The 12,461-nt window shown below is 46.2% G+C and carries 15 protein-coding genes; all 15 read left to right on the top strand.

The genetic code is table 11. The features are described from left to right. The first annotated feature begins 99 nt into the window (after positions 1–99). Complete coding sequence (locus L6E24_RS10515; RefSeq protein WP_257741934.1) at positions 100–1,107, top strand: ABC transporter substrate-binding protein; 1,008 nt, start codon at positions 100–102, stop codon at positions 1,105–1,107. A 134-nt stretch (positions 1,108–1,241) separates the two neighbouring features. Beyond that, positions 1,242–2,039, top strand: coding sequence for an ABC transporter permease (locus tag L6E24_RS10510; RefSeq protein WP_257741933.1), 798 nt, complete (start codon positions 1,242–1,244; stop codon positions 2,037–2,039). Next, positions 2,040–2,807, top strand: a complete 768-nt coding sequence (locus L6E24_RS10505) for an ABC transporter ATP-binding protein (RefSeq protein ID WP_257741932.1) — start codon at positions 2,040–2,042, stop codon at positions 2,805–2,807. Positions 2,808–2,880: 73 nt separating this feature from the next. Next, positions 2,881–3,393: a 50S ribosomal protein L16 gene (locus L6E24_RS10500; RefSeq protein ID WP_257741931.1), complete on the top strand. Its 513-nt coding sequence runs from the start codon at positions 2,881–2,883 to the stop codon at positions 3,391–3,393. Positions 3,394–3,552: 159 nt separating this feature from the next. Then, a complete protein-coding gene (locus L6E24_RS10495; protein ID WP_257741930.1) occupies positions 3,553–3,822 on the top strand; it encodes a hypothetical protein in 270 nt (89 codons plus the stop codon). Positions 3,823–3,906: 84 nt separating this feature from the next. Then, entirely contained in the window at positions 3,907–4,728 is an 822-nt protein-coding gene (locus L6E24_RS10490) for a fumarate hydratase (protein ID WP_257741929.1), read from the top strand. After that, a complete protein-coding gene (locus L6E24_RS10485) occupies positions 4,728–5,282 on the top strand; it encodes a FumA C-terminus/TtdB family hydratase beta subunit (protein WP_257741928.1) in 555 nt (184 codons plus the stop codon). Before L6E24_RS10490 ends, L6E24_RS10485 begins: the two co-directional genes overlap by 1 nt. Before the next feature lie 253 nt (positions 5,283–5,535). Further along, complete coding sequence (locus tag L6E24_RS10480; RefSeq protein WP_257741927.1) at positions 5,536–5,808, top strand: 4Fe-4S dicluster domain-containing protein; 273 nt, start codon at positions 5,536–5,538, stop codon at positions 5,806–5,808. A 14-nt stretch (positions 5,809–5,822) separates the two neighbouring features. Then, on the top strand, positions 5,823–6,905 hold the full coding sequence (locus tag L6E24_RS10475; RefSeq protein WP_257741926.1) for a 2-oxoacid:acceptor oxidoreductase subunit alpha: 1,083 nt from the start codon (positions 5,823–5,825) through the stop codon (positions 6,903–6,905). Next, the gene (locus L6E24_RS10470) at positions 6,902–7,696 is read left to right on the top strand and encodes a thiamine pyrophosphate-dependent enzyme (RefSeq protein WP_257741925.1); all 795 of its coding nucleotides are present in this window, start codon (positions 6,902–6,904) and stop codon (positions 7,694–7,696) included. The genes L6E24_RS10475 and L6E24_RS10470 overlap by 4 nt, the downstream gene beginning before the upstream one ends. Continuing rightward, positions 7,696–8,238 (top strand): 2-oxoacid:acceptor oxidoreductase family protein, encoded by a 543-nt coding sequence (locus L6E24_RS10465; protein WP_257741924.1) that lies wholly within the window; start codon positions 7,696–7,698, stop codon positions 8,236–8,238. The genes L6E24_RS10470 and L6E24_RS10465 overlap by 1 nt, the downstream gene beginning before the upstream one ends. Continuing rightward, a complete protein-coding gene (sucC, locus tag L6E24_RS10460) occupies positions 8,235–9,323 on the top strand; it encodes an ADP-forming succinate--CoA ligase subunit beta (protein WP_257741923.1) in 1,089 nt (362 codons plus the stop codon). Before L6E24_RS10465 ends, sucC begins: the two co-directional genes overlap by 4 nt. Then, positions 9,320–10,186, top strand: a complete 867-nt coding sequence (gene sucD, locus L6E24_RS10455; protein ID WP_257741922.1) for a succinate--CoA ligase subunit alpha — start codon at positions 9,320–9,322, stop codon at positions 10,184–10,186. The genes sucC and sucD overlap by 4 nt, the downstream gene beginning before the upstream one ends. Before the next feature lie 123 nt (positions 10,187–10,309). Continuing rightward, positions 10,310–11,089: a DNA integrity scanning protein DisA nucleotide-binding domain protein gene (locus L6E24_RS10450; RefSeq protein ID WP_257741921.1), complete on the top strand. Its 780-nt coding sequence runs from the start codon at positions 10,310–10,312 to the stop codon at positions 11,087–11,089. Positions 11,090–11,243: 154 nt separating this feature from the next. After that, complete coding sequence (locus tag L6E24_RS10445; RefSeq protein WP_257741920.1) at positions 11,244–12,449, top strand: methionine adenosyltransferase; 1,206 nt, start codon at positions 11,244–11,246, stop codon at positions 12,447–12,449. Positions 12,450–12,461 lie beyond the last annotated feature (12 nt).

The following is a 12,461-nucleotide window of genomic DNA, read 5'->3' as shown; positions in this document are numbered from 1 at the left end:
GATTACAATACAAAAAGGAAATAATTTTGGCACGAATGAGACCAGTTAAATACTAATCTTAAGGAAATAATTATACAACTCCCGCAGGAGAGGTTAGATATGAAAAAGATTTCAGGATTAATATTACTGGTATTTATTGCGGCAGCTGTCGTGCTTACAGCAGGGTGTACTGGCACAGATGAAACACCGGCAGGAACAGCAGAAGAGCTGAATTTTGGCTACCAGCCAAGCACACATCAGATTGCCTATATGGCAGCAATGGAGAAGGGATGGTGGAGTGAGAACCTTGCACCATTTGGATACACCATTGACAGAAACAAAAACGAGTTCCAGTTCCCTACAGGCGCACCGGAGATGCAGTCTATGATTGCAGGGGACATTGACGTGGCATATGTCGGCGCAGCCCCGGTCATATCCGCACTCGCAACCGGACTTGACGGAAAGATTGTCGCCGCAGTACAGACACAGGGTTCTGCACTCGTTGTCGGCAATGACATTGTATATGAAAAACCAGAAGACTTAAAGGGACACACCATTGCAACATTCCCACCCGGAACAATACAGGATACTCTCCTCAGGGGATGGCTCAGGGATAACGGCATTGATGACGAAAATGATGTTGACATTCGCCCGATGGGCCCCGGAGATGCAATTACTGCAATAACCGCAGGACAGATAGATGCAGTATTCCTGCCGGCACCCTCACCCACAATCGTTGAAAATGACGGCGCAGGCAGAATTGTGGTAAATTCCGGCGAAATGATGAAGAACCACCCATGCTGTGTACTTGTAGTCAGCGGAAAGATGATCAGGGAAAACCCTGATGCAGTTGCGGAAATTATAAAGACCCACATTAAGGCTACAGATTATATCAAGGCAAACAAAGACGAAGCTGCCGAGATCTATTCAGGCTACACCAAGAACACCGTTGAGACAGTTAAGGACTCATTCAGCAACTGGGACGGAGAATGGGTATCTGATCCAAATATCATCACCGGAGGTGTGATGGATTACGTTAAAACACAGGCAGAACTTGGATATATCGAGAAAGAACTGACCCAGGACGAAATTTTTGACCTTTCATTCTACGAAAAGGCAACTGCCTGAAGAAGTCTGACAATCAGACAAATATTTTTTTTATCACCCGGACACAAATATCTGGGATAAATGTTTTTTGTGCATCACTGTTACATATACAGTTAATGAAAATGCACCCCGCCGCTAATGGATAGGTTCTATAGATGAATATTAAGAAAAAATTAACCAGTAAAAAACTGCTCCTTCCGGTTGGGACTATAATTGCCATCATTTTAATATGGCAGGCTGTTGCTGTTTTTATCGTAGGCAACAAATTTTTCCTTCCTTCCTTCACCGATGTCCTTGAAGCAGGATATATGACAATATTCGGCCCAAAAGGGACTCTCTTTGAGGACTTCCTTTACAGTATGCTCCATTTCTTCATAGGAATGATTGCAGCACTGTTAGTCGGAATTCCGGTGGGGATACTCATGGGATGGTTTAAGGATGCAGACTCTGCCCTAAACCCTATAATAGAGATATTAAGACCAATACCACCGCTTGCATGGATTCCGTTTGCAATCATCTGGTTTGGCCTGACAGATATTGCCGCAGGATTTATAATATTCATAGGTGCTGTATTCCCGATAATGATCAACACTTATACGGGATTTCGCAATGTCCCAAAAGTGTTTATTGAAGCCGGAAAGGTTCTTGGCTGCACCAACAATATAACACTTATCAGAAAAATTGCATTCCCATCAGCAGTGCCGTCAATAATTTCCGGGATAAGAATTGCAATGGGTGTAGGCTGGATGTGCCTTGTAGCAGCAGAGATATTTGGTGCAGGAAGCGGAAAATACGGTCTTGGAAAGAATCTCTGGACATATTACAATCTCCACCAGATGCCGAGCGTTGTCGTATATATGCTTGTATTAGGTTTTATCGGCCTTGCGATTGATCTTCTCTTCAGGTATTATGTCAACAGAGAGATGCTGAAATGGATGGAAGAGGGGATGTAAATGGCATTTTTATCAGTAAAAAACCTCAATAAAAAATTCTCAAAGGAGGGTGTAAAACCCCTCACAGCACTGGACAGTATAAACCTTGACATTGAAAAGGAGGAGTTCATATCACTGGTAGGACCTTCAGGATGCGGCAAGACAACATTGTTAAGGATAATAGCCGGCCTTGAAGAACCCACTTCAGGAGAAATTCTGCTTGAGGGCAATAAGATACAGGGGCCTGACCCTGAAAGAGGAATGGTCTTTCAGGAATATTCCCTCTTCCCATGGCTGAATATAATTGACAATATTGCATTCGGCCCTGAGATGAAGGGAATCGGAAAAGAAGAGCGAAGAGAGAGAGCTGCTGAATATATTGATATAGTAAACCTTGAGGGATTTGAAAATTCCTACCCCCATGAACTATCAGGAGGCATGAGGCAGAGGGTCGCCATTGCAAGGGCACTTGCAAACGCGCCCAAACTTCTCCTGATGGATGAGCCTTTCGGTGCCCTTGATGCACAGACCAGAAACAGGATGCAGCACGAACTCTTAGACATACATGAAAAGACCAGAAAGACAGTCATTTTTGTAACGCACAGCGTTGATGAGGCTGTATTTCTTTCAGACAGAGTGGTGATCCTTGGCACAAGACCGGGAAGAATCAGGGAGATAGTTGAGATCGATCTTCCGGAAGGAAAGAAAAGAGAGAGAACAGATCCCGAATTTATCCGGCTGAGAAAGTACATACTCTCACAAATCAGTGATAACCCGCAGGAACATTAACGTATATAGTTAATTTTATTATGATACATCCCCATTTTTTATAGCACATTTAGTAATTCAGGAGTGTTCAGCAATGGTTCGAAAACCCGCAAAAATGTACAGGGCAATCTCCAAGAGAGCATATACAAGGCGCGAGTATATGGGAGGTGTGCCCGGATCAAAGGTAGTCCAGTTCGACATGGGCAATACAAAAGCAGAGTTCCCAGTAAGAGTATCAATAATTGCTGATGAATCATGCCAGATTCAGCACAAGGCTCTTGAAGCAGCACGTATGTCAGTGAACCGTAAACTTCAGAGGGAGATTGGAAGGATGAACTATCATTTCAAGCTCAGAACATACCCACACCAGGTTCTCCGCGAGAACAAGCAGGCAACAGGTGCAGGTGCGGACCGTGTTTCTGAAGGTATGAGATCGGCATTCGGAAAAGCAGTAGGTACAGCAGCACGTGTACAGTCAGGACAGAAAGTCTTTACAATCTACACCTCCGATGCAATGGCTGATAAAGCCAAGAAGAGTCTCAAGACTGCCGGGTACAAACTCCCGACACCAACGAGAATTGTAATCGAAAGACCTGCTCAAGCCTGAATACAGGGATAATATAAACAGATATATTTTTTATATCCCAAATTATAATATTCAGAATAATTAAGATCACCGTTATGGGGATTATTTCCCTTCAGGCCAAAAGTTCCCAGAAGGAATGCAGATATACCAGAATTAATATAGAATAATTCGTGAGTATCTGTGAAGAAGAAAAAATCTGCTTTGGGCCTGCCATTTCTGGCAACGGTGCTTCTTTTAATTGCTGTTGTCATTCTATTTTTTACATCATACATCTATGTCTCTGACCGAATCGGGAGTAATGAATACCAGAATCCGGCAGATGATCCGGACCCGGATAAAAAACTCGACATTGCCTTTTCCAAAGAACTTGAAATTCTTCTGGGTGCAATAATCTTCAGCATTGCAGCAGTATTTATTTTGATATTCCTAAGACATAAACGGATAATTTAGAGACTCCCGGAGATGCAGGTCCCAGAAGAGCGCAGTGCCATACATATTTTACCGGAAAAATTACAGAATCAGTAAAGTGATAACATGAATAATTTAAAGGAGAAGATTGCATCCGCCACAGAAGAGGCGATACATACAGCAGAGGTCAGACTTCCGGACGACTTCCTGCGGGCAATGAACGCTGCAATAGAGAAGGAGACAAATCCCGTTGCAAAAGCGGAGTACAGAAATATTCTCGACAATATCGGACAGGCAGAAGAGAGAGATATTCCAATATGCCAGGATACCGGGATGCATATCTTCTATGTCACAATACCGGAAGGTTTTGAAGAGAGAGAGATCATCCGGGAGGGGATTTTAGAGGGTCTGTTAAGGGCAAATTCAGGAGTTCCCCTAAGACCAAATGCAGTTGATCCCATAACCAGAAAAAATTCCGGGGACAATACGGGAGCAGGTTTTCCGGCAGTGCATATAAAGAAAGGTGAAAAATTCACGATAACCGCCATGCCAAAAGGCGGCGGCAGTGAGAACTCCTCAAGGCTTGCCATGATGCTGCCTTCAGAAGTTAAGAATATTAAAAAATTCGTTGCTGAAACAATGCTACTTGCCGGAGGAAAACCCTGCCCGCCCGTAGTGCTTGGAATAGGTATAGGCAGCACCTTTGACGGCGTTGCCTCACTGGCAAAAGAGGCTCTGCTCATGCCTGTTGATGATATGGACGAATACGAGCAGGAGTTATGCGATGCAGTAAATGAACTCGGCATCGGCCCGATGGGCCTTGGCGGAGACATTACGGCAATTGCAGTCAAGGTGAAGACAGAGCACTGCCATACGGCATCACTGCCCGTGGCCGTAAATGTCCAGTGCTGGGTCTGCCGGCGTGCAACCGTAGAGGTGAATCTCTGATGACTGAAGATAAACAGGCAGTCAGGCTCAAAGCACCTCTTGGAGAGGAAGTGCTGAAGCTTAAAGCCGGAGATCACGTCCTTCTCTCCGGCACTATCTATACAGCAAGAGATGAGGCACACCTTGAGATGATGAAAGACGGCATTCCCTTCGATCCGAAAGGTGCTGTCATATATCACTGCGGACCGGTAATTCAGGACAATAAGATCATAGCGGCAGGGCCGACCACATCGGCACGCATGAATAATATCTGTTCTTTCCTCCCTGAAGAGGGTGTGAAGGCATTCATAGGCAAGGGCGGCATGAGTGATGAGGTCTCAGAGGCACTGAGAGATAAGGGAGTATATCTCGCATTCACAGGTGGCTGCGCCGCGCTTGCGGCATCAAGAATGGAGCTTAAGGGAGTATATTTTGAGGAGCTTGGAATGGCAGAGGCCATCTGGATTATTGACGTTAAGGATCTGCCACTCACAGTTGCAATGGATGCCCACAGAGGCAACCTGTACAGTGATGTGAGAGGCCTTGCAGAAGAGAAATTCAGAGAGATCTGTTAAGATCACACCACCTTTACGGAGTTTTGCACCCGGTTTTCCGGCAAATAAATCAAATTTTTTTTTACAGAACCAAAATTAAATTCAGAAATATCATCAAATAAGAGATTTAAGCGCAAATATAAGCCTTAAAACGATAAAAAAAGAAGAGACACCCAGCACATTTCACAGTGCAGATATAGGAAATCAGGATATATTTAGTAGTTTTACAGATAAATGATATAAACAACTATATACAGCTTACCGGTTGATACCGATGAAACTTATAATTGATGAAACCCGCTGCAAGGGATGCAACCTCTGCACGACAGTATGCCCCTACAGCATATTTACGGAAGGTAAAAAACTAAACGAGAGGGGAATAGTTGTACCTGTCCTTGACAGGCCGCAGAGGTGCACAAACTGCAGGCTGAGGAATTTATATAACAGGCAGCTCTGCGGAGTATGCCAGCTCATATGTCCGGATCAGGCGATATCATGGGTTGAAGAGACAGAAGGCCTTACAGAGAAGGTGGTGATTGAATATTGACGCGGACTGAATTTATGCAGGGCAATTATGCCTGTGCAGAAGGAGCACTCGCTGCCGGATGCGACTTTTTCGGTGGTTACCCGATAACACCATCGACAGAAGTTGCTGAACAGATGGCACTGCGCCTTCCAAAAATGGAGAGGACATTCATTCAGATGGAGGACGAGATTGCCAGCATATCCGCGGTAATAGGCGCATCATGGACCGGAGCAAGGGCAATGACAGCGACAAGCGGGCCGGGATTCTCCCTTATGATGGAGAATCTCGGATATGCCGTCATGACTGAGACACCACTTGTGGTAGTTAACATCCAGAGGGGCGGCCCTTCAACAGGACAGCCCACAATGTCGGCACAGGGCGACATGATGCAGTGCAGATATGGATCTCACGGCGATTATTCGATAATCGCACTAACACCATCAACTGTTCAGGAGATGTTTGACCTTACAGTGAAGGCATTCAATCTTGCCGACAGGTTCAGATGTCCTGTATTCCTGATGTCAGATGAGACAATAGGTCATATGAGGGAGAAGATAACCATCCCCGACTCTGTGGAGATCATACCACGTAAACCCTTAAAGGAAGGGATGCTGCCTTTTGAACCGGAAGAAGACGGAGTGCCGGGATTTCCGGAGTTTGGAAAAGGCTACAGGACCCACGTGACAGGACTTACCCATGACACAAGGGGATATCCGGATGCCACAGACTGTACAGTTCATGCAGATCTGGTACAAAGGCTCAGGGATAAGATAGAGTCGAAAAAAGAGGAGATTGCAGACTTTGACCTCGTCAATACCTCTGCTGAGATCGTCTTTGTCACATACGGCCCTGCCACACGAACGGTCAGGCAGCTGATGAAGGAGAGAGATGACATCCTGATAGGGCATCTCAATATGAGAATGGTCTGGCCGTTTCCGGATCATGCACTGGCAGAATTTGCCAATGCAAAGGTCTTCATAGTCCCGGAGATGAACCTCGGCCAGATCGCAGGCGAGGTTAAGAAGAATACCAATGTGCCGGTTCTCTCTGTACCAAAGATTGGCGGTGAGATGCACACGCCGGATGAACTCATGAAGGCAATGGAGGAATACCTGTGAGCAGTAAGATAAAGGACTGGCTGAGGCAGGATCGGCTTCCGCATATATACTGCACAGGGTGCGGAAACGGCACAGTCATAAACTGCACACTAAGCGCAGTCACACAGATGGGCTGGGAGATAGACGACACAGTATTTGTATCCGGAATCGGATGCTCATCACGTGCATCAGGATACATCTCAACCGATTCCCTGCATACCACCCACGGGCGTGCACTCGCCTTTGCCACCGGAGTAAAGATGGCAAAACCGGAGCTGAATGTGGTTGTATTCACAGGCGACGGGGATCTCTCTGCAATAGGCGGAAACCACTTCATTCATGCCTGCCGGAGAAATATTGACATGACAGTCATCTGCATAAACAATATGATCTACGGGATGACAGGCGGGCAGGGAAGCCCGTGCACGCCGGAAGGAAAATATTCCACCACAACCCCTTACGGCGCTCATGAACCTGCCTTTGACCTGGCAGAACTTGCAGCAGCCGCAGGTGCAAACTACTCTGCACGCTGGACAGCATACCATGTCAAGCAGCTTTCCGATGCGATTAAAACCGGCCTTGAAAAACCCGGTCTGTCATTCATCGAATCAATAACACAGTGCCCCACCTCATACGGCAGAAGAAACAAACTGAGGACGGCCTCAGATATGCTTGAGTATATGAGAACAAATGCGCTCCTGCTCTCAAAAAAGAGAAGAATGGAGGAGATCGGAGAAGAAATTCCGGCAGAGCGATTCACAGTAGGTGAGTTTGTCAACCGGAATAAACCTGCAATGGGGGTGCCAAAGTAATGAGGCATGAGATTCTCTTTTCAGGATTCGGAGGACAGGGGATAATCCTCTCCGCCGTAATTCTTGGGAAAGCAGCGGCAATCTATGATGAAAAATTTGCAGTCCAGACACAGGTGTACGGCCCGGAAGCCAGGGGCGGCGCTTCCATGAGTGCGGACATCATAGATGACGATGAGATATTATACCCAAAGGTGAGCAACCCGGACATTTATGTGATAATGTCACAGCAGGGGTATGACAAATACGGGACAAAAGCAGAGCAGACTGACTGTATGCTCATCGACTCCGGGCTTGTCTTCTCAAGGCCGGACTGTAAGTACTTTGAGATACCTGCAACCGAAGAAGCCAAGAAGAGCCTTGGTCGGCCAATCGTTGCAAACATCATAATGCTTGGCAGTCTTGTGGCAGCAACAGGCGTTGTGAGCAGGGAGGCAATTGAGATGGCAGTGCTTGACAGCGTGCCCAAAGGAACAGAACAGCTCAACTTAAAGGCACTGAATGCAGGATTTGAAATAATTGACAGAGGAGGAGTTCTCGATTGAAACTGCTTGAATACGAAGCGAAGGATATTTTCAGGGAATATAACATTCCGGTAGCGAAAGGATATACAGTAACAAAAGCCGGTGAGATAGACGGACGTGAGAAGGAATTCGGCGATGAGATAGTCTTAAAGGCACAGATCGATGTCGGAGGAAGGGGCAAGGCCGGCGGCATCATCATAACAAAAACCGGGGATGCCATGCAGGAGGCATCAAAACTCTTTACAAAGGAAATAAAGGGAATTCCGGTTGAAAAGATCCTCATAGAAGAGAAACTTCCAATCTTAAAGGAATATTACGTCAGCATCACAATTGACCGTTCAAAAAAGATACCTGTTATTCTCTTCTCCTCAGACGGAGGAGTTGAGATTGAGGAGACAGCAAGGACAAATCCGGATGCCATCCAGACCGTAAGAATAACCCCGATTCTTCATGAAATACCGTCATTCATGATGAGAAGGCTACTGAAGGACGCACCAAAGGAGTTAGCCCCGGTAATAAATTCACTGTACAGGGTATTCTGCGAGAAGGATGCACTGCTGGCAGAGATAAATCCACTGGTTGTCACAGAGAAGGGCATCTATGCCGCAGATGCCAAACTTGTAATTGATGACAATGCCCTCTACAGACAGGGCATAAAGGTAAACCGTGACCTTACAGACCGGGAAAGAAGGGCAGAAGAGTTTGGATTTTCATATGTCGAACTGGAAGGTTCAATCGGAGTTATCGGAAACGGTGCAGGACTTACCATGTCCACCCTTGATCTTATTGAATATTACGGCGGAAAGGCCGCAAACTTCCTCGATGTAGGCGGAGGAGCGGCCCGTGACAGAGTCTGCAATGCAGTACAGCTTGTATCTGAGATGCCGGGTGTGAAAGTTATAGTAGTAAACCTGCTTGGCGGCATTACAAGATGTGACGAAGTCGCTGCCGGAATCATAGATGCAGGTGTGCCGCAGAAGGTTGTTGTCCGCCTTGCAGGGACAAACGAGCATGCCGGAAGAGAGATGCTTAAGGAGAAGGGCTATGATATGCCTGACACCATGGAAGATGCCGTAAAAACCGCTGTGGAGGTTGCAGAAGAATGATATACGGAGATAAAAATACCCCTGTGATAGTGCAGGGTGCAACCGGAAAGCAGGGTGCATTTCATATAGATCTCATGAACCGCTACGCCGATGAGGTGGGCGGAAGAGGAGTCGTTGCAGGAGTTACCCCCGGAAAGGGCGGACAGGAAGTGAACGGAGTTCCGGTGTACAACTCAGTACGGGAAGCTCTGACAGAGCATGACGCAGAGGTAAGCGTACTCTTTGTACCGGCGTTCGCAGCCGGGGATTCAATAATGGAAGCAGCATACAACGGCATAGAGACCGTAGTTGCAATCACCGAACATATACCGGTCCATGATGCTATGTGTGCCATATCATATGCAAAGATGGAAGGGTGCAGCGTAATCGGGCCAAACTGCCCGGGAATTCTCTCACCCGGAGAAATAAAACTCGGCATCATGCCGGCACATCTTGCAATGCCGGGAAATACCGGAATAATTTCGAGAAGCGGAACCCTCACCTACGAGGTTGTCAATGAACTCTCAAGGGCCGGCATAGGGCAGAGCAGCATTGTCGGAATCGGAGGCGATCCGGTGATTGGCCAGACTTTTGTTGATGTTCTTGAGAAGTTTGATAATGACCGTCAGACAAAGGCTGTGGTCTTAATCGGCGAAGTCGGGGGCAATCTTGAGGAGGAGGGTGCATCATACACCGACCTGCCCATAGTTGCATATATTGCAGGAGTATCAGCACCGCCTGAGAAGAGGATGGGGCATGCAGGTGCAATCGTTGCCGGAGGAGAAGGTGATGCAAAATCAAAGATCAGACGACTTGAGGAGATCGGAATAACGGTTGCGAAAAAGCCGTCGGAGATCCCGGAACTGATAGAAGAGATGATCTGAAGCCCGGAAATATCCGGACAAACAAAAAACCACATTACACATAATAATACAACCATATTTTGGCAGTCATACAATAAGGAGAGGATAAAAACGGCTGAAAACTGCACAGACAAGGCTCTGCTCATGATGGAGAGCGCAAAGAAGATTGCAGGCGAGATAGGGGCGAAGGCCATAGTTTCATTCATAAGGGATGTTGAATTTGAATCTGAAATTCCGGTAATAAGAGTAGAGGATCTCCAGCTTGATGTCTTAAAAGACTTAACAATGCATGACATCCTTGAAATTTCTGAAAAACATCTGCATGATGCTGCGGTTCAGATATATCTCCTCAAAAATTTTGCAGAAGGGCAAGTCGTTGCAGTCTTTCCCTACGCTCTTGTGATATATGATATCGATCAGGGAAAGAATTTCATTGACCTGAAATCATTTGAAGATATAATCACACGTGATGTGATGTCAGCTGTTCTCAGGCTTGCACTGAATGTTGCAGTTGAAGGGCGTGAAGGCAGGCCCATTGGCACGGCATTTATTATGGGGGATCCGGAGAAGATACTGGCGCATTCATACCAGGCAATAATCAACCCGTATAAAGGCCAGGCAGAAGAAGACTGCGATATAAAAAATGAGAACAACTGGGAGAGCATCAAGGAGATTGCACAGATAGACGGTGTCTTTGTAATTGATGAAGCCGGGCATATTGTCTCAGCCGGAAGATACCTCAATATAAATACCGCCTCAAATAATCTTCCCGGAGGGATGGGAGGACGGCACCTTGCCACTGCGGCGATAACACTTGACATTCCGGTTATAGGAGTAACAGTCTCTGAATCCGGCGGAGTGGTGAGGGTATTCCGTGACGGGAAATGTGCAATAACCATACGATCTGACATCAGAATCAGATAATTTTTAAAATCAACCACTTTTTACCATTATTTCAACCGGAATACCTGATCCTTAGACCCCAATAATTACCTACAATCATAATTGGAGTGTGAAAATATATTTATAGAATCATTACTAAATTTTAGAATATTACATAGGAGACTGAGAATTCAATATGCCAAGAAATATTTCAGTAGAGAGACTGACACAGACACCAATCGAAAAGCAGCAGATCGAAATTGCAGAGAGAAAGTGCATAGGACATCCTGACAGTATTGCAGATGGAATTGCAGAGGCAGTATCAAGGGCACTATCAAATGCTTATCTTGAAGAGTGCGATGCAATCCTTCACCACAATACAGATCAGGGCGAGATCGTTGCCGGAGAATCAATGCCGAAGTTCGGCGGCGGAGATATACTCAGGCCGACATATGTCCTCCTCACAGGACGCGCAACCAAGAACTATGAAGGCAAGAGTATTCCTACTGATTCAATCGCACTCAAAGCAGCACGCGATTACATCAAAGATACCCTACAGTATATCGACATGGACAGTGACGTAATTGTTGACTGCCGTATGGGTGTCGGGTCATCAGACTTAAGGGACGTATTTAAGGCATGCAATAACAATCCAATTCCGCATGCAAACGATACATCATTTGGTATAGGACACGCTCCGTTCAGCGATCTTGAAAAGATAATTCTCAGTGTAAGCGAGCACATTGATGGAAATGTCAGGCCAAAAAAACCGGTTATAGGCACAGATATTAAGATCATGGGACTCAGAGAGAATGATGACATATCACTTACACTCTGTGTGCCGATGGTGGACAGATTCTGCTCCGGGATGGATGAGTACAACGAAGCCAAGGCATTTATGACTGAAGAAGTCAGAAAAGTTGCATCCGCTTCCACAGACAGAAAGGTAAATGTATTCGTAAATACCGGTGACAACCCTGAAAACGGCAGCATCTTCCTGACAGTCACAGGAACTTCAGCCGAGATGGGCGATGACGGCAGTGTCGGCAGAGGAAACCGCTGCAACGGACTTATCACACCACAGCGCCCGATGAGCATGGAAGCCACAAGCGGCAAAAATCCAATCAACCACATAGGAAAGATATACAACCTCCTCTCAACCGAAATTGCGAAGGAGTGTGTTGCAAAGGTTGACGGTATTGACGATCTCTACATCAGGCTCTTATCCCAGATAGGAAAGCCGATCGATCAGCCGCTTGTCGCAAGTGCACAGTATATCTACAACGGTGATGGCAGTGAATCTGAAATCGGGAAAGATATCAGCGCAATTATTGACGACAATCTTGCTGACATCAGAACAATTACCGAGCGTGTCATCCGCGGTGAATTAAAGACATTCTAATTACAAACTCTT

Origin of the sequence: Methanoplanus endosymbiosus (assembly GCF_024662215.1) — an archaeon.
Taxonomy (GTDB): Archaea; Halobacteriota; Methanomicrobia; order Methanomicrobiales; family Methanomicrobiaceae; genus Methanoplanus; species Methanoplanus endosymbiosus.
Note: the sequence above shows the minus strand (reverse complement) of the source record. Positions and strands in the feature narration are given on the sequence as shown.